This window comes from Bacillus sp. FSL W8-1202, assembly GCF_038006165.1.
Classification (GTDB): domain Bacteria; phylum Bacillota; class Bacilli; order Bacillales; family Bacillaceae; genus Bacillus; species Bacillus subtilis.
This window is the reverse complement of record NZ_JBBOUR010000001.1, coordinates 2,875,608-2,899,853: the sequence shown is the minus strand read 5'-3', so window position 1 is coordinate 2,899,853 and position 24,246 is coordinate 2,875,608. Positions and strand designations below refer to the sequence as shown.

Below are 24,246 nucleotides of genomic sequence, written 5' to 3'. Positions count from 1 at the left end.
GTTTTGATAAAATATGCTATACTATTTTCGTCAGAAAATAGACTTATAGATATTTTGGGCTGATTCAAGGGTAACTGTTTGTATGAGTAAGCAGGTGAAGGGAGTGTCATACTTGAACCATAAAGAACAGAACGAGCACTCTAAAGATTTTAACCTCAGATCAAAATTAATCGGAATTGTATCTATCACTTTTATCGCGGCCATGGCGCTTGCAGTCATCTTCGGCGGCTTTTTCTTCGGGATGAAAGGCTTATTCTCCATACTGGGCATCACATACGCTTCCAATCAAACATTAGCTTTATTTATTTTAGCCTGCTTTGCTGTAGGTTTAATCATAGACCCACTCACAAAGATTATCTCTATCATTTTGGCAAAATCACTTTCATTGAAAAAGACTGCACTTTTTGCTTTTATACTGTATTTTATCAGCAATCTTATAACGATCTGTTTTGCAGATTACTTTATGGAGTCTATTTATATTCCAGATATCTTGCTTGTTGTGATATCAGCTTTCATGGCTTTCATTGAACTTGCTTTTGATAACCAGCCTAATAGAGAAACAGCTTAAAATGCCGATGGCAGATATGGAAAATTCATAACACCCTATATTTTGACATCACCAGTTATATAAACGAAAAAAACTCCCTGTTCACACGAACAGGGAGCAAAACACAATGTTGTAATTTAAATTCTGCATTCTAAAATGATTCTTACATTCGGATCATCAAGTTCATCCAAAAAGATAATGATCTTCGGACCACATGCCATGTGTTTCCACCCCCTCACCCAAAATATACATTAATCCCAATTGCCTGTAAATGGAAATTTTGTTATGCGGAGGAACCATGAAGTATAATGCGTTAACACTGCTCACACGTTTACAACCGTTTCTTATAATCTGACACTCGAAGGAGTACAAAAAAAGCATTGATCCATTCAGAGAATGGATCAATGCCTACCACCCCCGCTACATCACGCGTTTGAACATCTTTTCCATCTCATATGTCGAGTGGTGAATGATGATCGGGCGGCCGTGTGGGCATGTAAATGGGTCTGATGTGCTTCGGAGGTCGTCCAGAAGCGCTTTGATTTCGTCGTTTCTGAGGTGGCGATTTGCTTTGATGGAGCCTTTGCAGCTCATCATAATCGCCGCTTCCTCGCGGAGTTTTTTAATATCTATATTTTTGGAGTCGAGCACCTGCTGAATGATTTCTTCTATGAGCTCTGCTTCTTCTCCCTTTGGAAACCAGGCCGGGTGGCAGCGGACGATGTAACTGTTAGAGCCGAATGACTCTAAAAAGACACCGACGCTTTCGAGCTCTTGTTTGTGCTGTTCAATAATCAAAGCCTCATTTGTGGAGTAGTGGAACGTCAGCGGTACAATCATATCCTGCACCTCAGGCTCAACCTCCCCCACCTTTTCACGAAAGTACTCATATTTAATACGTTCTTGGGCGGCGTGCTGGTCGATAATATACAGTCCGTTTTCGTTTTGTGCCAATATATAAGTCCCGTGCATCTGGCCGATCGGGTACATAATTGGAACCCGCTCAGACGCTGGCTGCTGCTGTTCCTCATGGCATTCCTGCTCAAATGTTTCAGGCAGTTCTTCTGAAACATCGGACACCTCAAGGGTTTGTTCCTGATCAACGATAGGAGGAGCATCAAATTGGAGAGGAGGCAATTCTTCCTCCGCATCAACCGGCTCTTTCACGACTGAGCTGAGCTTCATTGGTGAATAAGATGACGCAGACGATTTTTCCGGAACTTTTTTTTCCGGAGGCTTTTCATCAAAGGTTATGAACTGCTGCTCATTTTTGATAACAGGTGCCGATTTTTTCGGGAGCTGGGCACTCGGAATCAGCTGCTGCTGTTTAAATACATCTTTAATTCCGTCACGAATTAAGTCATGAAGCTCTGTTTCCTTGCTGAGCCGGACCTCAAGCTTCGATGGATGCACGTTGACATCGACTAAAATCGGGTCCATCGTAATTTCTATAAAAGTAATCGGATGGCGTCCGATCGGCAGAAGCGTATGATAGCCTTCATGAACCGCTTTGACGAGCGGGAAATTTTTAATATAACGTCCATTGACCACAGACGACATATAGTTTCTCGACGCCCGTGTAATCTCTGGGAGGGCGATATATCCCTTTACTTCAAAATCCAAGGAGCTCGCATGCAGCGGAAGCATTTTTTTGGCGACAGCCGTGCCGTAAATCGCTGCCAGTACATGGCGCACATCTCCGTTTCCGTTCGTTTGAAGCAGGTTTTTCCCATGATGGCGCAAGCGGATCGATACCTCTGGATGCGCCAGAGCAATACGGTTAACCACATCTGTAATGTTTCCAAGCTCTGTATGAACGGTTTTCATATATTTCAAACGGGCCGGTGTGTTAAAAAACAGGTTGGAAACGACAATTTCGGTTCCCTTCCTGCTAGAGGAACGCGATTCGGAAATGATGTTTCCTCCTTGGAGGACGAGCTTCGTCCCAGCTCCTTCACCAGTGCTTGTTGTAATCTCCAGATGAGAGACTGACGCGATACTCGGCAGGGCTTCTCCCCTGAAACCGAGCGTTCTCACCCTGAATAAATCATTTTCATCTTTTATTTTACTCGTTGCGTGGCGGCGGAAAGCTCGCTTGCAATCTTCATTCTCCATTCCTTCGCCGTTATCCAAGACCCGAATGGATGCAAGGCCTGCTTCCTCAATATCGATTTCAATGACTGTGCTGTCAGCGTCGATCGCATTTTCCACCAATTCTTTGACGACTGAGGCGGGCCGTTCCACAACCTCGCCCGCCGCTATTTTATTCGAAAGCTCATCTGACAGCTGGATGACTTTTGCCACATTCATCACCCCGTTTTAATGTAATTTCTTTTGCAGCTTGTACATTTCATTCATCGCTTCAAGCGGTGTCATATCCAGTATATTAAGTGATTTGAAGGCATCGATCACTTGCTTTTCTTTTTTTGAAAGCTTTGGTGTTTCAGCCGGCTTTTCCGCTTCGTCAAAAAAGGACAGCTGTGCCGGCTCTTCTTTCACCTGAGGTTTCTGCACCGGCACTTCCGGTTTGTTTCCTGAATGCTCAAGCTCTTTTAAAATATCTTGGGCGCGAGCAATCAGATCTCCCGGCAGTTCGGCAAGCTGAGCTACATGGATACCATAGCTTTTATCAGCGGCACCTTCTTTGATTTGATGAAGAAAGACAACCGTTCCGTTATATTCTTCAGCGCGAACATGAACGTTTTTCAGCTGGGGCAGCTTGTCCTCAAGAACGGTCAGCTCGTGATAGTGTGTGCTGAACAGCGTCTTGGCGCCGATATGATCGTGAACATATTCAATAATCGCCTGTGCCAGCGCCATGCCGTCATAAGTGGACGTTCCCCGCCCGATTTCATCAAACAGAATGAGGCTGTTTTTCGTCGCGTTGACAATCGCATTTTTCGCTTCAAGCATTTCTACCATAAATGTACTTTGTCCGGAAATCAAATCATCTGCAGCGCCGATTCGCGTAAAAATTTGATCAAAAATCGGAAGCACCGCTTTTTTCGCGGGTACAAAGCAGCCGATTTGCGCTATAATGGAAATGAGCGCGATTTGTCTCATATACGTGCTTTTCCCTGACATGTTTGGACCTGTAATGAGAAGCATTTGTCTGTTATCGCCCATCATGCAGTTGTTCGGGACATATTCCTGGCTGTCCATGACTTTTTCAACAACCGGGTGTCTGCCTTCAATCACTTCGACTTCATCTTTAGAGAACTCCGGTTTCGTGTAGTGGCGATTTTCACTGATTGTCGCAAAGCATTGCAGTGCGTCCAGCTCGCTCATCTGTTTTGCAAGCTGCTGCAGCCGCGGAATATACTGCTTCACTTTCTCGCGCAGCTCGGTAAACAGCTCGTACTCCAGCTCACAGATGTTATTTTCCGCCTCTAAAATGAGCGCTTCTTTTTCTTTTAATTCAGGTGTAATGTAGCGCTCTGCATTGGTTAACGTCTGCTTCCGCTCATAACGCCCTTCCTCAAGCAAATGCAAATTTGCTTTTGTCACTTCAATGTAATAACCGAAAACTTTATTAAAGCCGACCTTTAAAGAGCGAATGCCTGTGTATTCCCGCTCCTGCTGTTCCAGGCGGGCAATCCAGTCTTTTCCGTTTCTGCTTGCATCACGATATTCATCAAGCTTTTGATTATAACCATCTTTAATCAGGTTCCCTTCTTTTACCGATAAAGGAGGGTTTTCGTACAGCGCTTCTTCCAGCAGTTCAAGTACATCCCCGCAAGGGTCAATGCGCTCTGCACGTTCCTTGGCCTTGTCATGAGCCAGTGAAGCAACCAGCTGTTTGATGCCAGGAACTTGCTTTAACGATTCCTTCAGCTGAATCAAATCCCGGGCATTGACATTTCCGAATGCAACGCGTCCGGCAAGGCGTTCTAAGTCATATACTTCTTTTAAACGTTCACGCAGATCTTCCCGTTCAAAGAAATGGGACATCAATGTTTCCACCATTTCTTGGCGCTCTTCGATTTGATTGACTCTGATAAGCGGTCGGTCAATCCACTGTTTAAGCAGCCGGCCTCCCATTGCCGTTTTTGTTTCATCCAGCAGCCACAAAAGGGAGCCTTTTTTATTTTTCGAACGAATCGTTTCGGTCAGCTCCAGATTACGCTTTGAGTACAAGTCAATTTTCATCGCTTCCTCAAGCTCATACACCTGCACGGGCTGAAGATGATCAAGGCTGCGCTTTTGGGTTCTTTTCAAATACGTATATAAGCGCAGAAATGTTTTTGTTATATCTTCATTATTTAAGTGCTCAATGATCGTTACGTGTTCGTCTGTTTCTCCGTCTTCAATTGAAATCGTTGCACCGCACCGCTCTCTCAGCTGTGCCACTGTATCGGCATCCAAGCTTCCTGAAACCACGATTTCCCTTGCGCCGACTGAATAAATTTCTGATATGACGTCTTCAAGCCGTTCAATCAAAACAGCCAAATTTTCTCCCGTTGTTAAATCAGACAGCGCAAGTCCGTATCCGTTCGAGCAGGCTGAAACAGATGCGATAAAGTTATTTTCCGATTCATGGATGCCTTTGCCGTCCATTACAGTTCCGGGCGTAATCAGCTGAACCACTTCTCTTTTCACAACGCCCTTTGCGGCTTTCGGATCTTCCGTCTGTTCACAGATCGCCACTTTGTATCCTTTTTTAATAAGCTGTTCGATATACGCGGAAGCAGAATGATACGGCACACCGCACATCGGTATTTTTTCAGCCGCACCGCCATCTCTGCTCGTTAACGTAATTTCCAGCTCTTGTGACGCTTTTTTGGCGTCCTCAAAAAACATTTCATAAAAATCACCCAGGCGAAAAAATAAAAAGGCATCCTGGTGCTCTGCCTTTATTTTTAAATATTGCTGTATCATAGGCGTATAACCGGCCATTGTTTAATCCCTCACTATGTATCAACGTTTCTATTTTCCAACCTTCATTATAACATAAACAAAAAGTGATAAAAGAATGATATATCAATATAAAAAAGAGACTTGGGGGTACTGTCTCCCCTAGTCCCTTTTTTATTCTTCAGGATCTCCCACTAAAAACTCCGGGTTGATGTCTTCAAGCTCTTCATCAAGCTCATCTTCCCAATCTTCCTCGTCATCCTCTTCCCAGTCAGGATTGACCTCAACAACTACCTTTGTTTCCCCTACCACTTCCGCCAAAAATTCTCTTTCTGCCTGCACAACGATTTTATTTCCATTCGGCGAAATGGTCACTTCAAGGCAGTTTGGCTGCTGAAGCACTTTGGCAATCACTTCATGCTCATCATCTAAGTAATTATTGTCTCTGTATCTGAGTTTAATGACATCTACATATTTTACCCGTTCTGTGACAACCTCTGTCTTTGTGTTGTCCGCGTAAGAGTACCATACGTTTATATCATAATACCCTTCAATTTCTACCGTTTTTCCAATTTTTTCAGCGTCATACTTGTGGTTAATAATCCAACCACCCAAAATGCTGCTCGGTTTTTTCTCAGGCGAGATGGTGTTGGTGCATTGGGTGAATTTTCGGCCTTTCGCTACTACTGCCTTCGTAATAATTTCCCTGTATTCAGACATTCCGGCATGCCTCCTTGTTCTTCTTCGTGTTATCTTATGCTGGGCATTTGTCTAGTGTGCATTTTTATAAATAAAATATAAAAATACAAAGTTTCTGTTCCATTGTATGCAGGTGTGCCTAGAAACTTTACTTATAAGTGCGATAAAGTTTACACGCGGCTGCGCACAGAAAAACCAATTGAACATTTGGTACATAGATTATTTAGTTCATAACCCGCACATAAAAAAACACGGGCCTGTAAAGGCACCGTGTTTAGAGAGAACAGCTGTTATTTGAATGCTTCACCTTTGAACCGGTTTCCCCTTTCAGCAGGTCGCCTCCGGTTGATGTGATGATTTCATTTGTGACTTGGTTGGAAATGGTGTGTGCAACGAGCTGCAGTAGGTCATTTACTTCCATTTGCGAGTCTCTGAATTCCTGGATAACAGGAATCTCTTCAAGCTCTTCTTGCAGCGCGTCAATTTTTGCTTCTACTTGTTTGAGCGCTTCATGCTTTTCATAATGCTTCAGATTGACAGCCTGCTTTTGCAGGGCTTTAATCTGATTAACGATTGTGGACACTTTGTCATTCTCATTGATTTGCGCTTCAGCCCGTTTGAAAAAATCAACCTCTTCTGTTTCAGAGATCATTTTTGCAAGGTTTCGTGCCTGCTGCACAATGTCTTTTTTTGAGTAGAGCGTCATCTCATTTCACCTCGATTGCTTCTCCTACCATTTCTCCGTCAAGCGACCATGTTTTCGCTTGCTGGATTTTCACGCGGACGATTTTGCCGATGGCTTCCTTCGGCCCTTTGAAATTGACGAGCTTGCTTTTTTCAGTATAGCCGGCAAGAATATCAGGGTTATTTTTGCTTTCACCTTCAACTAATACTTCGACAACCTTGCCTTCGTATTCCTTCATTTTTTTAGCAGAAATTTCATTCACCAGCGCGTTCAGACGCTGCAGGCGTTCTTTTTTCACACGCATCGGTACATTATCTTTCATCTTAGCAGCCGGAGTGCCCTCACGCGGAGAGTAAATGAACGTATAGGCGCTGTCAAACTCCACTTCACGGTATAGAGAAAGCGTTTCTTCAAACTGTTCGTCCGTTTCATTTGGAAATCCGACGATAATGTCCGTTGTCAATGAAGCGTTTGGCATTGCTTCTTTAATTTTTCGCACCAGCTCCATGTAACGCTCTCTGTCATATTTGCGGGCCATCAGCTTGAGAACTTCTGAGCTTCCTGATTGAACCGGAAGATGAATGTGATCAAGCAGATTTCCGCCTTTTGCCAGCACTTCAATGAGGCGGTCGTCAAAGTCGCGCGGATGACTCGTTGTAAAACGGATTCTCGGGATATCGATTTTTCTCAGTTCATCCATCAAATCACCAAGTCCGTAAGTCATATCTTCAAAGTCTTTTCCATACGCGTTTACATTTTGGCCTAACAGTGTAATTTCCTTATAGCCTTCACTTGCAAGCCTTCTCACTTCCTGAATGATATCCTCAGGGCGGCGGCTTCTTTCTTTTCCGCGTGTGTAAGGCACAATGCAATACGTACAGAATTTGTCACAGCCGTACATGATATTGACCCAGCCCTTAATTTTTCCATTTCGGACTTTCGGAAGGTTTTCAATAACGTCCCCTTCCTTAGACCAAACTTCTACAACCATTTCTTTTGAAAGGTATGCTTCTGACAAAAGCTCCGGCAGGCGATGAATGTTATGCGTTCCGAAAATCATATCGACAAACGGATGTTTTTTCAAAATACGGTTCACGACTGATTCCTCTTGGGACATACAGCCGCACACGCCTAAAATCAGATCGGGATTGTTTTTTTTCAGTGCTTTTAAGTGCCCGAGCTCACCAAACACCTTGTTTTCAGCATTTTCACGGATTGCACATGTATTTAACAAAATGACATTGGCATCGTCAACAGAGTTTGTCGCTTCGTAACCGAGCGCCATAAAGATCCCTGCCATAACCTCTGTATCGTGTTCATTCATTTGGCAGCCGTACGTACGGATATAGAACTTTCTTCCGTCTCCCAATCCTTTAAATTGTTCAGAAATTTTAAAGTCATTATGATAAGTAACGGCTTCCTTGCCTCGTTTTTTCGCGTCTTTTAAAGAAGGCGGAATGTAAACAGCTTCAAAGTACTTGCTGTAATCCTTCTCGGATTTTTTGTCCGATGGATTAACTTGTCCGCTCTCTAATTTTTGTTTTTCATTCATGTCATATTTTCTCCTTTCAAACCAAACTTCCACCCTTCAGTATAAAGGTTATCGAAGCTCTGCACAACTGGCAACCTATCATTGTACACTCATTGAGAATAATAATCAATAAGGAATCAAAAGAGGAAGAGTAAACTCTTCCTCTTGTTACAATAGCTGGAGCTCCTTTGCCGTCTTTTCGATGACATCAAGCGCCTGATCCAGTTCATCTTTGGTGTGCTCTGCTGTTATAATTGTTCGAATTCTGGCTTTTCCCTTTGCTACAGTCGGGAAAACGATACTTTGGGCAAAAACACCGTGAGAAAGGAGCTGATCTGAAAATTGCTTTGCCACACCTTCATCACCTATTAAAATAGGAAGAATCGGCGTTTGACTCTCTGTGAGAGTCAAACCCATTTTCACAAGCATTGCTTTAAAATAGGCAGTATTCTCCCACAAGCGCTCCATATGCTCCGGCTCTTCAAGCAAGACATCAATCGCTTCCATACAAGCTGCAGTGACTGCCGGCGGATGAGATGTGCTGAATAAAAATGGACGGCCTTTATGGCGCAAATAATCGATCAGCACCTTTGAACCTGCAGCGTAGCCGCCGAGCACTCCGATTGCCTTGCTTAATGTTCCGACCTGAATATGCACTCTGCCGTCAAGACCGAAGTGATTCACCGTTCCCCTGCCGTTTTCGCCAAGTACGCCGGATGCATGGGCGTCATCCACCATCACAAATGCGTCATATTTCTCAGCGAGCTCTACAATATCAGGCAGAGGAGCTATGTTGCCATCCATGGAAAATACGCCGTCTGTCACAATCAGACGCATCCGATAATTCATTGACTTTCTCAGCACCCGCTCTAAATCACTCATATTGACGTGCTGATACACCTTTTTATCCGCCTTTGTCAGTCGAATTCCGTCAATAATAGAGGCATGGTTCAATTCATCTGAGATGACAATGTCCTCTTTTGATAGAATACTTGAAAGTACGCCTTGGTTTGTTGTGAAGCCTGATTGGAATACAAGTGCCGCCTCCGTTTTTTTAAAGGCTGCCAGCTTTTTCTCAAGCTCTTGATGCATTGTAAATGTACCCGCAATCGTTCTCACTGATCCGGTGCCGGCTCCATACTGCTGAACGGCCTCCTGTGCGGCGTTGATGAGTCTAGGATGTGAAGTGAATCCGAGGTAATTATTAGAAGATAGCTGAATGACTTTTTAGTGATTCACTGTGACAGATGGGCCCTGCATAGATTCAAGCTGTTTTATGTCTTGCCATGTATGGTTTTCTTTCATACTATCAAGCTCTGCTTTTAAAAACTCAAATTCCTTCGTCATGTTTATCCCCCTTTATGGAATTAAAATTACTTTTCCGCACTGCCCGCTTCTCATCAGTTCGAAACCTTTTTCAAACTCCTCTAACGGAAACTGATGGGTAATAACAGGTGCAAGATCGATCACGTTTGAACTGATCAACTGAGACACCTGGCGCCATGTTGAAAACATTTTTCTTCCTGTGATTCCTTGGATGGTAAGCCCTTTAAATACCACTTTATTCGTCAAATCAATTGTCACCGGATGTTCCGGCAAGCTGAGAATATGAAATCTTCCGCCATTCGCAGCCATCGCAAGACCTTGGGCAATCGCTGAGGGATGGCCCGACATCTCACAAACAAGATCTGCTCCTTCCCCACTAGTTAAAGCGCTTACAATTTTGAGCGGGTCTTCTTTTTCAATAGAAACAGTACAAGTCGCTCCCATTTGTTTTGCAAGCCTCAGCCTGTATTCATTCTTATCAATCGCTATCACCTGAGAAGCTCCTGCTGCTTTTGCAACCGCAACAGCCATAAGACCAATCGGTCCGCATCCAATGACTGCAGTCGTTCCTCCTGCAGGCTGGCTCTCGAGTACGGTATGAACTGCATTTCCTAAAGGCTCTTGAATGGAAGCAATCGACGGGTCCATATCAGCGGGATTTCTCCAAATGTTATCAGCTGGAACTTTTACATACTCCGCAAAACAGCCTGCCGTGTCCACTCCGATTATAGCAGTATTGGTACACACATGAGATTTTCCTGTTAGGCAAGGGACACATTCACCACAGACAATGTGTGTTTCCGCAGACACATACTCTCCCACTTTTACACTGCTGACATTCTCTCCCACGTCCTCTACGATGCCGCTGAACTCATGGCCGAAAACATAGGGTGTTTTGATTCTCTGACGTGCCCATTGATCCCAATTATAAATGTGGACATCCGTGCCGCATATGGAAGCGGCTTTCACTTTTATGAGGACTTCATGTTTATCAATCTCAGGAATGGGAACTTCAGTCAGCACAGCACCGAACGCCCCGTCCTTTTTCATTAGAGCTTTCATCTATCCACTCTGCATGTACAATCCTCCTTGAAAAATTCTTGTTATATTCGGATTGTACCATGATATGGAATAAGCGTAAACAGTACTGTCTTTTCCAGAGGGACAAAAGTATCTGTCTTGAAAAATGGGCGGAAATTTTTTTTTGAAACGTTTTAGCTCATTTCTGATTTTGTATATTCGCTCATTTATGTGCTAAAAATACTATCGGGAGAAAATATCACAATAAATGAAAAACAACCTGTTTGCATTACGCAAACAGGTTGAGAATGCTTTATTTGTTTTTAGCGAGGCTCCACGATTAATTTAATCGCTGTTCTTTCTTCCCCATCGATTTGAATATCTGTAAAAGCCGGAATACAAATCAAATCAACGCCGCTTGGCGCCACAAATCCCCTGGCAATCGCCACAGCTTTTACAGCCTGGTTTAATGCACCCGCTCCGATCGCTTGAATCTCGGCGGCTCCTCGCTCTCTCAACACGCCTGCAAGCGCACCTGCCACTGAATTTGGACTCGATTTTGCTGAAACTTTTAAGATTTCCATTTCTGCTCCCCCTTAGTTTTACAATGGATAAGTGAGTGTTCATTAGAACAATCATTATTAGATGTTGCTATCCAAAAAGCCATCCCCACAATGCTTTTCAAAAATAGCGGGCTACCTTCCATTTTTACTATATTCACTAAGGAGTTGCTATATTCCTGCTTTTCTTTTTAATATTTTTATAAAATAACCATATGTTCAACTATTCAAAGAACATGTGATCATCGTTGATTAAAATACGCTCAATTTTCACGGCTTTTTTCGTTTGATCGTCAATGTCAATGACAACTCCGCTGAGCGTTGTTTTTCCTTCAGCGACAGTAAACCGGACTGGAAGGTTCGTTTTGAATCGCTTAATAATCGTCTCTCTGTCCATCCCCAGTATACCGTCATACGGGCCAGTCATTCCCACATCAGTAATATATGCCGTTCCCTTCGGCAAAATGCGGTTATCCGCTGTTTGCACGTGTGTATGAGTTCCTACTACAGCCGATGCCCGTCCATCCGTGTACCAGCCAAGTGCGAGCTTTTCACTTGTCGCTTCGGCATGAAAGTCGATAAAAATGTACGGTGTTCTTTTCGCAGCTTCTGCGATCAATTCATCCGCTTTTAAAAACGGGTCATCAAGCGGCGGCAAAAACGTACGTCCCTGCAAATTAATAACTGCTAGTTCTTTGCCGTTTGCTTTCACATATGTGATCCCTTTCCCCGGTGTTCCTTCAGGAAAGTTTGCCGGGCGAACCAAGTTCGGAACGTCATCTATAAAATCAAATATTTCTTTTTTGTCCCATGTGTGGTTCCCCATTGTGATTGCATCTGCGCCGGACTGGATTAAGCTGTGATAAATTTTTTCCGTCAGGCCTTTTCCATGTGCGGCGTTTTCACCATTAATAATGGTAAAGTGAGGCTTATATTTTGTTTTTAGCTTTGGTACATATTCTTTGACCATGTCACGGCCCGGTGAACCGACAACATCTCCGATAAATAAAATTCTCATTTTGTAAATCCTTTCTTCTTGAAAATTCCTTGCCGTCAAAAAAATAAAGTGATGCTTAGCGCATCACTTTATTTTGCATACTCTACGGCTCGAGTCTCTCTGATTACTGTCACCTTAATATGACCTGGATAATCGAGCTCGTCCTCAATTCGCTTGCGGATATCTCGCGCCAGTCGATGAGCCTCAAGATCATTAATTGAATCCGGCTTCACCATAATACGCACTTCGCGTCCAGCCTGAATGGCAAATGATTTTTCAACACCTTCGTAGGACTCAGAAATTTCTTCGAGTTTTTCAAGTCTTCGAATATAATTCTCGAGCGTCTCACTTCTTGCGCCAGGTCTTGCAGCGGAAAGCGCATCTGCTGCAGCTACCAGCACAGCGATAATGGAAGTCGGCTCCTCATCCCCGTGGTGTGATGCAATACTGTTAATCACGACTGGGTGCTCTTTATATTTGGTCGCAAGCTCTACCCCGATTTCAACGTGGCTTCCTTCTACTTCATGGTCAATTGCTTTCCCGATGTCGTGAAGAAGACCCGCACGTTTAGCAAGCTTTGCGTCTTCACCAAGCTCCGATGCCATTAGACCGGCCAAGAATGCGACTTCCATGGAATGCTTAAGCACATTTTGACCGTAGCTTGTACGGAACTTTAAGCGGCCGAGGATCTTGATGAGATCTGGGTGGAGGCCGTGAACACCAACCTCAAATGTCGTTTGCTCACCCATCTCACGAATATAGTCATCGACCTCGCGGCGAGATTTTTCAACCATTTCTTCAATCCGTGCCGGATGAATACGGCCATCCTGAACGAGTTTATCAAGAGCAATTCTGGCTGTCTCACGTCTGATCGGATCAAATCCGGAAAGAATGACAGCTTCAGGCGTATCATCAATAATCAGGTCAATTCCTGTCAGAGTTTCAAGCGTACGAATGTTACGCCCTTCCCGTCCGATGATACGTCCTTTCATCTCATCATTTGGAAGATTGACAACTGATACCGTTGTTTCGGCAACGTGGTCCGCTGCGCAGCGCTGTAAGGCGAGTGAAAGAATGTTTTTCGCTTTCTTATCCGCCTCTTCTTTCGCACGGTTTTCAGTTTCTTTTGTCATGATGGCGATGTCATGTGAAAGCTCGTTTTCAACCCGCTCAAGAATGATTTGTTTCGCTTCATCACGAGTCAGACTCGAAATTCGTTCCAACTCAGACTGCTGCATACGAATCATCTCATCCACTTTGCTTTCCATCTCTTCAATATGTTGTTGTCGTTCATTCAGAGAATGATCTTTCTTCTCCAACATCGCTTCCCGTTTATCAATTCCCTCATGTTTGCGATCAAGGTTTTCCTCCTTTTGGAGTAAACGGTTTTCTTGTTTTTGAAGCTCATTTCGTCTTTCACGAACTTCCTGTTCAGCATCTATTCGAAGTTTGTGGATTTCATCCTTTGCTTCAAGCAGAGCTTCTTTTTTCAGTGCTTCAGCATCACGCTTCGCATCTTCAAGAATTTGCTCGGCTGCACCGCGTGCGCCCGCAATTTTCGCTTCGGCAATGGTTTTACGAACAAAGTAGCCAACAACTAAACCGAGTAGAATCAGCAAAATGGAGATGAGAACCATCATAATTGGGGTCATACTTTCACCTCCTCTTGCTATGAACTTGGTTGTTGCTTAAAAAGTGTCGGCATGTACATTGTCTAGTTTTCTCAACATACAGAACCTTCACAGGGAATGAGTGTGTTCATCGCCCTTGTCAAGTTTAAATGGTTTAACAATCATGTTAAAAAAACAAATGTTACAACTTCATTGTAAATGTGTCGGAAATACTTGTCAAGCTTGCCATCTTAACGTTTGCAGGCCAGTCGTCTTTTCACATGCCGAATGCAATTCATCCAAAAGAAGATTGCCAATCATTCTTGATTTAGAAGCTGGTATATTTTATTGTTCACTTGGCCCAATTTAGCATTATTTTGAATGTTTGAGAACAAAATAACAATGGTTTGCCCAGATTTGCTAAAGCTGTTCAAGATATTGAAGCCCGGCATAACACCATGGTTTGAATAGCTTCCGGGAGCAACATAAAATCCCATGCCGTATGTGGAGCTGCTCCCTGGCGTAAACATCTTTTCATAGCTTTTTTGCGAATACAGTTTTCCGTCTATCAGCGCTTGGTCAAATTTGTACATATCTATAGCGCTCATATAAATATCACCCGCTCCATACAGCTGGGATAAATCAGGTATATACGGTGTAACTGTTTTGCTGCCCTCCATCTTATACCCGACGGCAGGATAAGGTTCTTTTTCATATGTTTTGTAAAAGCCTGCATGCGTCATTCCCGCAGGTTTAAAAATATGATTCTTTATGTACTGTTCATAGGGCTCACCGCTTACTTCAGCAATAATATAAGCAAGAACAGAATAGTTGGAATCCTTGTAGTCCCATACGCCCGGCTGACGTTTGATTCCCTGAAGTTCTATATCTTTTATTAAATCGTCCGGAGTAATGGCGCCGTTTCCTTCAATATGTCCGTTTATCCCCGATGTATGTGTAAGCAGATTCTTCAAAGTAATCGTTTGTCCGTTAGGAAAATGAGGTAAATACGTACTTACCGGATCACTTGTCTGAAGTTTCCCCTTTTCCTCAAGCTGCAAAATAGCAGTTGCAATCAGCGCTTTTTGTGATGAACCGACATAAAAAGATGTCAATGGATTATTTTGAATGTAGTGTTTACGGTCAGCATAGCCAAAACCTTTATTTGTTACGATTTCTCCATTTCTGACAATCATGGCTGTTCCGCTGAAACCGATCTCTTTTAAATAATTGCTGATTTTTTGGTTTCGATCCACTGTTTTGATTTGTTCCTCTGATTTTTCGGCAGTTTTCTTTTTGACCTCTTTTTTCTGATCGGTATTTGAAACCGCTGCAGTTTCTTGAGATGGTTCGTTTTCTTCACTATTTCGATGAAGAGCATTCCAAATCGTAATGCAAACCATCACTGCTAAAAGACCAAACAACAGTTTTCCTCTTTTATTTAGTTTTCTCCGTCTGCGTTTCGCAGTTCTTCTGCGGGTTGGGCTTGTCATTCATTTTTTCCTCCCAAAATAAATTCCATTTTGCACACGTTTTGTTAGACGAATAAAGCCCTAAAAAAGTTGTCAAAAAAAGCAATATTTTTATCATTTTTTTGCAAAATACAAAAAAGCTGAGTTTTTCACTCAGCCTTTTGTATCATTTGAAACTTATTTTATTTTTATTCTTCAAATTCGAGTTCTTCTTGTGTCTCTTCAGCTTGCTGCTGCACTACTCCGTTATTATCCAAGCCGTAATGTTCGCGAATTTGCTCCTGGATCATCAGCATGATATCTTTATTTTCTTTCAGGAATTGTTTTGCATTTTCACGGCCTTGGCCAAGACGCTCTTCTTCATAAGAGTACCATGAACCGCTTTTTTGCACGATATCAAGTTCAGTTCCTAGATCAATGATTTCGCCTTCTTTTGAAATGCCTTCTCCGTACATAATGTCAACCTCGGCTGTACGGAACGGCGGAGCCACCTTGTTTTTCACGACTTTGATTTTCGTTTTGTTCCCCATTACGTCGTTGCCTTGTTTCAGCTGTTCAGCACGGCGCACTTCAAGACGCACGGAAGAATAGAATTTCAACGCACGGCCGCCAGGTGTTGTTTCCGGGTTCCCGAACATAACACCGACTTTTTCACGAATTTGGTTAATGAAAATCGCGATTGTCTTCGATTTGTTAATGGCCCCTGAAAGCTTACGAAGCGCTTGAGACATTAAGCGTGCTTGTAAACCGACATGCGAATCTCCCATGTCGCCTTCAATTTCCGCTTTCGGAACGAGAGCGGCTACAGAGTCGACAACGACAATGTCAACTGCCCCGCTTCGAACCAATGCTTCCGCAATTTCAAGCGCCTGCTCGCCTGTGTCAGGCTGAGACAGTAAAAGCTCTTCGATGTTAACACCGAGCTTTTGCGCGTATACCGGATCTAACGCATGCTCCGCATCGATAAACGCGGCTTGTCCGCCCTGCTGCTGAACTTCAGCAATCGCATGAAGCGCCACAGTTGTTTTACCTGAGCTTTCAGGACCGTATACTTCAATAATCCGTCCGCGAGGATATCCGCCAATTCCCAGTGCTGTATCAAGAGCGAGGGAGCCGCTTGGTACAGTAGAAATTCTTGTATCTGTCTTTTCTCCCAGTTTCATAATGGACCCTTTGCCGAACTGTTTTTCTATTTGTTTAAGAGCCATATCTAAGGCTGCCTGACGATCACTCATTCTATTTTTTCCTCCTTTATGTTACCACTACATATACTATACCCTGTTTGAAGGGATTTGCCAAGAAAAAAGCGAACGCATATTCGGATTTTTTCTTGGCGTGATTCCTATCAAAATATCATAATGTATCAGAGAAATCATGTTTTCTTAGGAGGATAATGTGCTGAAAATATTATTTTTGCTCTAAAAGCTTTAAGATTAAATGGCAGCCGTATTTAGCGCCGCGTTTTCTGATCCCCGTTCTGGAGCCCGCAAAGTGAAACTCGTGAACCTCTTCTTTACCATTTGCGGAAATGCCGATAAACACATGCCCAGGCTCATGCCCTTCTTGAGCATCAGGTCCTGCTACACCAGTAAAGCTAATGCCGATATCGCTGCCAGTGAGTTTTTGAACACCCTTAGCCAGTTCGGATGCGCACTCCTTGCTGACCGCCCCAAAACGATCTAATGTTTCCTTCTTGACACCAAGCACATTCTGCTTCACGTCGTTTGTATAGCAAACAACGCCCCCGGCAAATAATTTTGAGGCACCGCTATGATCCGTCAGCCATTCAGAAAACAGCCCTCCGGTAAAGCTTTCTGCCGCAGAAATTGTTATGCCTTTTTCCTTACACGCTATAGATAGCTCTTTTACAAGAGAAGTATCATCGTAACCATAGAAAAATTCACCGACACGCTCTAAGATAACGGCCTCTGTTTCTTTTAACAGACGCTCTGTTTCCTTTTCATCGGCGTGTTTGGCTGTCAGACGCAGCGTCACCTCTCCATCAGCCGCCAAAGGCGCAATTGTCGGATTGGTTTGTGCATCAATAATATCTTCCAAATCGGCTTCAAGCTGAGATTCACCGATACCGAAAAAGCGAAGAACAGTTGACACAATTTTTTCATTTGAACCCATCTTTTTCAGCAGAAGAGGCTTTGCCTCGTTTTCAAACATTGGACGCAATTCGCTCGGCGGTCCAGGAAGAAGCATATAATAGCGCGATTCATGCTCTGTGAGCATTCCCGGGGCCATTCCAAAGTGATTCGCCAGCACGTCAGAGCCTTCGATCACAAGCGCCTGTTTTCGGTTATTAGGTGACATCGTGCGTTTTGTTCGTTTGAAATAGTCCTCAATGGATTGGAATGCCTCATCATTTAACACAAGCGGACGTCCCAGCGTATTTGCAATCGTTTCTTTCGTCAGATCATCTTTTGTGGGTCCAAGCCCTCCTGAAAAAATAATGAAGTCAGAGCGTTCTTCAGCAATGCGGATGACCTGCTTCAGCCGTTCCGGGTTATCTCCGACCGCTGTATGATAAAATACGTTGACCCCGATTTCAGCGAGCTGTTTGCTGATAAATTGAGCATTTGTATTGGCGATTTGGCCAAGCAGCAGCTCTGAACCGACTGCAATTATTTCTGCTTTTTTTGGAAATTCCATGACGAAGTCCTTCTTTCTTAGTTAGATGTTTTTAACGCTTCCCAGTTTTTGGAGAAATATTCCCAGCCTGAAACGACAGTAAAGAAGACGGCTACCCACAGCGCCAAGTCCGCAAACGGGAATGACACAAGTTCAAATGGAAGATTATGAAGAAGCAATGCGGATACCGCAATAATCTGTGCCCAGGTTTTGATTTTACCAAGCATGTTAGCAGCTACGACTTCTCCTGTTCCGGCCAAAACAAGCCTTAAACCTGTCACGGCAAACTCCCTGCTGATAATCACAATGACCATCCAAGCTGGAGCGAGATCAAATTGAACAAGGATAATTAACGCTGCGGATACGAGCAGTTTGTCCGCAAGCGGATCAAGAAATTTCCCGAAGTTTGTTACGAGATTTAATTTTCGGGCATAATACCCGTCCACCCAGTCTGTTGTAGATGCAATAATAAATAGAATGGCCCCCGCCAAATGTGCGACCGGGATGGATTCGTCTCCAACTTCGAGCCTGCCCCAGTCAAACGGCGCCAGCATGATAATCATGAAGATTGGGATTAATGCGATTCTAGCTAGTGTGATTTTATTTGGTAAGTTAAACATAAAGCCCCTCCAATTTCATACTCGGACGTGAAGAAAAGTCATCTGGTAATTAAGATGACTTTTCTTCCTTTTTATTTACAATCTTTATGGTTTGTGCCATCACTTTTTTCGGATCAAGTTCATATGAAAGAACCTTACCGTTGATTTTTATTTTCAGATTAGGTGCATATCCGGTGCGGATATCAACTTGTTTCTGATCAGTTATGTCTTTTTTATAGGTTTCGTCTTTTTTCAGCGTTCCTTCTTTTAAAGAGCTGCTGTTTTCATCGCGCACTCGAATCCAGGAGCTGTCTGATGCCTTCAGTTCCAGCTCGATTTTATCAGCGCCGGACACTTCATAAGTCGTTAACGATCCTTCAGTGCCAGCAGCTTTAATCTCCAGCTTCTCACTGTCATTTTCTTTTTTCTTATCTTCGTTTTCTTTCGTTTCTTTTTTAGTGTCTGTCTCTTTTTCAGAGCTGTTATTTTGATTCTCTTTCAGCGTTGAATCTTTAGGGATTTCGTACTTGCTCTCACTTTGCGTAATTGCTTTTTCTGATGCCGCATTGTGATCATCACTATTTTTGTGATTGGCAAATTGAATGATCGCGTACACAATGGCAATCACGACAATCACGCCGAGAATAACAAGTATTGTTGGCAGCAGCTCCAGCGCCTTAGATGCTGGCTTTGGCATTTCCTTTTGAAGATTCATGCCGGAGATCTTTTCAGACACATCATCATGATACGTATTAGGGATATCTTTTTTATGCTCCTCAAACAGCTGATCCGCATCAAGCCCAACGGCTTCTGCATATTGCTTGATGAATGCCCGAACATAAAACTTCCCCGGAATAATGTCATAGTTTCCTTCCTCCAAGGCGGTTAAATACCTTTTTTGAATCTTTGTTGCCGCTTGGAGATCATCCAATGACATTGCTTTTTCCTCTCTGGCTTCTTTGAGCCGGATTCCTAGTTCAGTCACAACAAACACCTTCCAATTTTAAAAATCAAAGCTTGAAAACCCGGATTGATCAAACATTTGGGGTTCCTCGGCATGTTCATATGTAATAACCTCATCAGGGTCATTTCTCAGTTCAATAATATAATCAAAGTCATCTAGTGTATACTCTGTATTTTGAACGAATATGTCCGGATGCTCCACCACTTTTGTTGCCGGAAGCCGCATGATTTCTCGGACCAGCTGGAGATGGCGTTCTGACCCTCTTCGTGTTGACACAATTCCGTCAACGATAAAGACATTTTCAGTGCTGTATTCATCGGCAATCAGCTGGCTTCTTATCGTCTGCTTCAGCAAGGTTGATGACACAAACAGCCACCTTTTGCTGGCACACACACTAGAGGCTACAATCGATTCCGTTTTCCCGACTCGCGGCATACCTCTGATTCCGATTAATTTATGGCCTTCTTTTTTGAACAATTCGGCCATAAAATCGACTAATAAGCCAAGCTCGTCCCGTTCAAAGCGGAACGTTTTCTTGTCATCGGCATCCCGTTGAATATAACGGCCGTGGCGTACGGCAAGACGGTCGCGAAGCCTCGGTTCTCTAAGCTTCGTTACTTTAATTGTTTCCATCGTTTTTAAGATTGATTCTAATCGTTTAATTTGATCTATATGGCGGCACCTGAGGAGCATTCCCCTTCTGGAAAGATCGACGCCGTTTATCGTTACGATGTTGATAGAAAGCATCCCAAGAAGAGATGAAATATCCCCGAGCAGTCCGGGGCGGTTCACTTGAATTTCATATTCAAAATACCATTCGAGCTTTGCCAAATGATATACCCCCTTCATTGTGGCAAAATTTTACCTTCCTTTATCATAAAGCATTTTTCTCTAATTAGAAAGAAGAATGTTGCTGTGATGAGGAAAACATAAAAAAGAGAGGAAAAATCCCCTCTCTTCCTAGTGAGTGCTGTTATTTTCAACAAGCTTAACCATCATATTGGCAATGGCGTGCTGTTCATCTTTTGATGCTACACTCCAAAGATCTGCCAGCACTTTTTCCTGCTCGTTCTTAGATTCCACTTCATTAGCCAAGTAGCTGCCGATTTCTGTCGCAAGATCTGTAATCGTATCCTGGCTCATACCTTTATCTTGCGCATAGTTTAGACGGTCGCCAAGGAAGTTTTTCCAGCTATCCCAGTTTTCTAATACTGACATGCTTGTTTCCTCCATTTCATGTGAAGTTACAAGATTATTGTGTCCTTCACAAAAGAAACTATACACCGAATATTTTCGGATCAGCAGTGCCAGCCGCCATTCACCGACAGAATTTGGCCGGTGATATATGACGCTTTTTTAGACAGGAGAAAAGCTGTTGCATCCGCAATTTCTTGCGGCCGGGCCAGCCGGCCGATCGGAATCTCATCAGCGATCTCTTCTTTTTCAGCCGGGGTAAATTGATTCATCATATTTGTATCAACTGCGCCCGGCGCTACGGCGTTTACTCTGATCCCGCTTGGCGCCAGCTCCTTAGCCAATCCTTTTACAAACGAATGCTGAGCTCCTTTTGCCATGCTGTACAGCACTTCACAGGATGCTCCAGTCTCTCCCCAAATCGAGCTGACAGCCACAATCGCTCCCGATTTATTCCGAATCATGCCTGGCAGAAGGTTTCTCGTCAGCATATACGGACTCGCCACATGAAGCTGAACCATTTCCTGGACTGTTGCGTTATCTACATCCGTAATCAGCCCAAAATGGCTTCTTCCACTGTTTAAAACAATCGCATCAATCGGCTGAACAATTGAACTTGTCAGCTTATCTGCTCCATCTTGCGCGGACAGATCAGCTTGTAATATCTCCGCATTTACGCCAAACATCTGACTTAGTTTTTCAGCAAGCTCCGCTGCCGCATTTTGATTTGTATTGTAATGCAGCAGCAGATTGTATCCCTTAGCCGCAAGGGTTTCGCTGATGCTTTTGCCAATGCCGCCGCTTGCTCCGGTGATTAGTGCTGTTTTGTTCATCCTCTTTCCTTCTTTCCGCAGAAAAACACCCCTCACACTGGAGGGATGTTTTGTTTATGATTTAGGAACAACCTTGCAGACAGTCAGTCTGTCTGCAGCAATTTCCTCTTGTATTACGTTCTGGACATCCTCGAGGGTAATCTGCTCGAGTACCGTTACAACGTCAAACAGACTCATATCCAAGAACGCATAACGGGTAAATTGATTGGCGATGTATTCAGGGGAATTCAGCGCTTTTAAGAATGTACCGATCTTTTTCTTTCTGGCAAGTTCAATCTTTTCAGCAGTAATCAGTTCACCGGCGCGCAAAAGCATGCTTGAAATGTCTTCAGCCAATTGATCAGGCTCAGGCGTATCTCCGCCGATCGCCGCAAAACCGAATCCATATTCAGCAGTAAAATCAAAGCTGAACGTTTCGTCAATATATCCTTTTTCATAAAGTGATTCATACTGGGCAGAGCTTTTGCCAAAAAGAGCTTCAAGCAATAAGTTCATTGAAAGTTCATGCTTTAAGAGCTCTTTGCCTAATTTAAACGGCTTTTTGGATTTCAGCCCGACAAGGCATTTCGGTCCCTGCACGTTCATTTTGATCTCTTTTTCTTTTCGGAAAACCGCTTCTTGCTCTTTCACTTCTTCCCGTTTGATCTCCGGCTGATCAGTATACGGCTTTTTCTCCTGGTTTTCTCTTACCTGAGTAATAATCGCTTCAGGATCTACAGGGCCGACAATGAAAAGGAGCATGTTACTCGGGTGATAAAACGTTTCATAGCATTCATAAAGAAGGTCTTTTGTAATATGTGAAATGCTTTCCACTGTTCCCGCTATGTCAATTCTGACAGGATGCTCTTTGTACATGTTTTCAATGACCCCGAAGTAAAGCCTCCAATCAGGGTTATCGTCGTACATATTAATCTCCTGCCCGATAATCCCTTTTTCCTTTTCAACCGTTTTTCCAGTAAAATATGGGTCCTGTACGAAATCGATAAGCGTCTCTAAATTGCGTTCAACATTTGATGTGCTTGAGAAAAGGTAAGCTGTTCTTGTAAATGACGTAAACGCATTGGCAGAAGCCCCCTGTTTGCTGAAATCTTGAAAAACGTCTCCGTCCGCTTTTTCAAACAGCTTGTGCTCAAGAAAGTGAGCAATCCCGTCCGGCACGTGAACCATCTCGTTTTTACCTAAAGGGACAAACCGGTTATCTATCGAGCCGTACTTTGTTGTAAAGACCGCATATGTCTTGTTGAAGCCTTTTTTCGGCAAAACGTAAACATCAAGGCCGTTGGACATTTTTTCATGATACAGCGTCTCCTGAAGCTGTTCATATTCGATTGGTTTGATCAAGATGCACCCTCCGTCCCTTTTAAGAAATAAGTCGTATCAAGCTGAATCTTTTCGCCGGCTTTAATGATATCCTCTTTTGTGACATTCTCAATATTGGCAAGAAAGTCTTCGATAGGAATTTCGACTTGAGCAGCGGCCTGCTGATATAAAAACTCAGATAAACCGTATGCTGTATCAATCGTTTCCAGCACTTGATTTCGAATGACGGCCTTTGTCTGTGCTATATCCTGCTCACTGAAATCGCCATTTTTCATTGCCTGGAATTGCTCAGCAATAATCGAAACCGCCTGTTCATAATTTTTCACTTCAATGCCTGACATCACCATTAACAAGCCTTTAAAACTTTCTATACGCGAAGCCGCGTAGTAAGCAAGACTGGCTTTTTCCCGAACATTAATGAAAAGTTTAGAATGAGAGAATCCGCCGAACAATCCGTTAAACACTTGTAAAGCAGGATAATCCTGATCTGTATAAGTGATGCTGGTGCGGTAGCCGATATTCAGTTTTCCTTGCTTGACATCCTCTTCATCAATTACTTCTTTTGGCTGAACTTTTTCATCAGCGTGATTGTTTTCAATCGTGCCAAGAGTGCGCTCTTCTGTTTTGAAATACTTATCAATTGCCGATTGTACCTGGTTACTGTCCACGTCGCCAACAACATATAGATCAAGCTGGTCTTTTTGGATAGCGCTTTGGTATGTTTCGTATAATTGCTCTGCCGTAATGTCATCAACATCGTCGATTTCACCATTGACATGAAGCGCGTAAGGCTCATTTTTGCACATTTCCTGTATCAGCCTTAAATTCGAATAGCGCATTTTATCATCATAGACGGCTTGGATTCTTTGCTTAAGCGTCCGTTTTTCTTGAGCCACATATTGTGACTGAAAAGCGTCTTCCTCTAAAGCAGGTGAAAAGACGATTTCTGCAAGAAGCTGGAGCCCTTTCTCAAGTAGCGGCGTTTGGTCTTTTAAATATTTTTCATTCGGGATTTCAAGCCTGAACGTAATGACGTGCCGCTCTCCTTTTTTCGTAAGGTCAGCCGATACTGACGTGCCGTACAGCTCATCCAGGTATGAACGCAATTCTGCGGTTTTCGGATGGCTTTTCGTTCCGCGAAGAAGCACATGCGGAAGCAGCGCTCTTTTGGTGACTTGATCCTTTGTCAGCGGCGCAAGCATCTTAAAAATAAGCGAGACGGTTTTGAATTTTTCTGTTTTTACAATGTGTGCGGTTAAACCGCCGTGCTTTGATTTGAGTTCATTAACATATGACATATGGAACCTCCTTCGTTCATTTCTTAATTAGTATGTATTATGACCAATTTTCAGCATCCGCAGAAACACTCTTTCATGTAATTATAGCAACTGTAGGATT

At 43.4% G+C, this 24,246-nt stretch carries 20 protein-coding genes and 1 pseudogene; 1 reads left to right on the top strand and 20 read right to left on the bottom strand.

Translation table 11 applies throughout. The annotated features are described in order from the left end of the window. Positions 1-112 precede the first annotated feature (112 nt). The gene (locus NSQ09_RS15070) at positions 113-568 is read left to right on the top strand and encodes a regulatory YrvL family protein (protein WP_129137651.1); all 456 of its coding nucleotides are present in this window, start codon (positions 113-115) and stop codon (positions 566-568) included. A gap of 399 nt (positions 569-967) precedes the next feature. Here the strand turns inward: NSQ09_RS15070 and mutL are convergent, their stop codons facing one another. From mutL to yfmF, 20 genes and pseudogenes are all read right to left on the bottom strand, one after another. Beyond that, positions 968-2,851 carry a DNA mismatch repair endonuclease MutL gene (gene mutL / locus NSQ09_RS15065; RefSeq protein ID WP_122894521.1) on the bottom strand — a complete coding sequence of 628 codons (1,884 nt, stop codon included), beginning with the start codon at positions 2,849-2,851 and terminating at the stop codon, positions 968-970. Between the two features lie 15 nt (positions 2,852-2,866). Continuing rightward, the gene (mutS, locus tag NSQ09_RS15060) at positions 2,867-5,443 is read right to left on the bottom strand and encodes a DNA mismatch repair protein MutS (protein ID WP_129137650.1); all 2,577 of its coding nucleotides are present in this window, start codon (positions 5,441-5,443) and stop codon (positions 2,867-2,869) included. Between the two features lie 132 nt (positions 5,444-5,575). Beyond that, positions 5,576-6,121 (bottom strand): outer spore coat protein CotE, encoded by a 546-nt coding sequence (gene cotE, locus NSQ09_RS15055; protein WP_003231833.1) that lies wholly within the window; start codon positions 6,119-6,121, stop codon positions 5,576-5,578. Positions 6,122-6,374: 253 nt separating this feature from the next. Beyond that, entirely contained in the window at positions 6,375-6,806 is a 432-nt protein-coding gene (ricA, locus tag NSQ09_RS15050; protein WP_003231834.1) for a regulatory iron-sulfur-containing complex subunit RicA, read from the bottom strand. A 1-nt stretch (position 6,807) separates the two neighbouring features. Next, a complete protein-coding gene (gene miaB, locus NSQ09_RS15045) occupies positions 6,808-8,337 on the bottom strand; it encodes a tRNA (N6-isopentenyl adenosine(37)-C2)-methylthiotransferase MiaB (protein ID WP_014664026.1) in 1,530 nt (509 codons plus the stop codon). 147 nt (positions 8,338-8,484) lie between these two features. Further along, positions 8,485-9,663 (bottom strand): annotated as a pseudogene (locus NSQ09_RS15040) (glycine C-acetyltransferase). Between the two features lie 12 nt (positions 9,664-9,675). Next, positions 9,676-10,704: an L-threonine 3-dehydrogenase gene (gene tdh, locus NSQ09_RS15035; protein ID WP_114523671.1), complete on the bottom strand. Its 1,029-nt coding sequence runs from the start codon at positions 10,702-10,704 to the stop codon at positions 9,676-9,678. A 281-nt stretch (positions 10,705-10,985) separates the two neighbouring features. After that, on the bottom strand, positions 10,986-11,246 hold the full coding sequence (gene spoVS, locus NSQ09_RS15030; RefSeq protein WP_003154135.1) for a stage V sporulation protein SpoVS: 261 nt from the start codon (positions 11,244-11,246) through the stop codon (positions 10,986-10,988). Between the two features lie 199 nt (positions 11,247-11,445). Continuing rightward, on the bottom strand, positions 11,446-12,240 hold the full coding sequence (ymdB, locus tag NSQ09_RS15025) for a 2',3'-cyclic-nucleotide 2'-phosphodiesterase (protein ID WP_003245138.1): 795 nt from the start codon (positions 12,238-12,240) through the stop codon (positions 11,446-11,448). Between the two features lie 68 nt (positions 12,241-12,308). Next, positions 12,309-13,871, bottom strand: a complete 1,563-nt coding sequence (rny, locus tag NSQ09_RS15020) for a ribonuclease Y (RefSeq protein WP_003221010.1) — start codon at positions 13,869-13,871, stop codon at positions 12,309-12,311. 275 nt (positions 13,872-14,146) lie between these two features. Then, entirely contained in the window at positions 14,147-15,322 is a 1,176-nt protein-coding gene (locus NSQ09_RS15015) for a serine hydrolase domain-containing protein (protein WP_305090438.1), read from the bottom strand. Positions 15,323-15,489: 167 nt separating this feature from the next. Beyond that, complete coding sequence (gene recA / locus NSQ09_RS15010; protein WP_003245789.1) at positions 15,490-16,536, bottom strand: recombinase RecA; 1,047 nt, start codon at positions 16,534-16,536, stop codon at positions 15,490-15,492. Between the two features lie 172 nt (positions 16,537-16,708). After that, positions 16,709-17,959, bottom strand: a complete 1,251-nt coding sequence (locus NSQ09_RS15005; RefSeq protein WP_003231847.1) for a competence/damage-inducible protein A — start codon at positions 17,957-17,959, stop codon at positions 16,709-16,711. 17 nt (positions 17,960-17,976) lie between these two features. Then, positions 17,977-18,558 (bottom strand): CDP-diacylglycerol--glycerol-3-phosphate 3-phosphatidyltransferase, encoded by a 582-nt coding sequence (gene pgsA, locus NSQ09_RS15000; protein ID WP_003244753.1) that lies wholly within the window; start codon positions 18,556-18,558, stop codon positions 17,977-17,979. Between the two features lie 49 nt (positions 18,559-18,607). Next, the gene (gene rodZ, locus NSQ09_RS14995) at positions 18,608-19,522 is read right to left on the bottom strand and encodes a cell shape determination protein RodZ (protein ID WP_003244699.1); all 915 of its coding nucleotides are present in this window, start codon (positions 19,520-19,522) and stop codon (positions 18,608-18,610) included. A gap of 18 nt (positions 19,523-19,540) precedes the next feature. Beyond that, entirely contained in the window at positions 19,541-20,332 is a 792-nt protein-coding gene (locus tag NSQ09_RS14990) for a DUF3388 domain-containing protein (protein WP_003220998.1), read from the bottom strand. A 129-nt stretch (positions 20,333-20,461) separates the two neighbouring features. After that, positions 20,462-20,719 carry a DUF3243 domain-containing protein gene (locus NSQ09_RS14985; protein ID WP_003245199.1) on the bottom strand — a complete coding sequence of 86 codons (258 nt, stop codon included), beginning with the start codon at positions 20,717-20,719 and terminating at the stop codon, positions 20,462-20,464. Between the two features lie 80 nt (positions 20,720-20,799). Next, complete coding sequence (ymfI, locus tag NSQ09_RS14980; protein WP_088467660.1) at positions 20,800-21,528, bottom strand: elongation factor P 5-aminopentanone reductase; 729 nt, start codon at positions 21,526-21,528, stop codon at positions 20,800-20,802. 54 nt (positions 21,529-21,582) lie between these two features. Continuing rightward, positions 21,583-22,869, bottom strand: a complete 1,287-nt coding sequence (yfmH, locus tag NSQ09_RS14975; protein WP_042975801.1) for an EF-P 5-aminopentanol modification-associated protein YfmH — start codon at positions 22,867-22,869, stop codon at positions 21,583-21,585. Beyond that, on the bottom strand, positions 22,866-24,146 hold the full coding sequence (gene yfmF / locus NSQ09_RS14970) for an EF-P 5-aminopentanol modification-associated protein YfmF (RefSeq protein ID WP_095843710.1): 1,281 nt from the start codon (positions 24,144-24,146) through the stop codon (positions 22,866-22,868). Before yfmF ends, yfmH begins: the two co-directional genes overlap by 4 nt. Positions 24,147-24,246 lie beyond the last annotated feature (100 nt).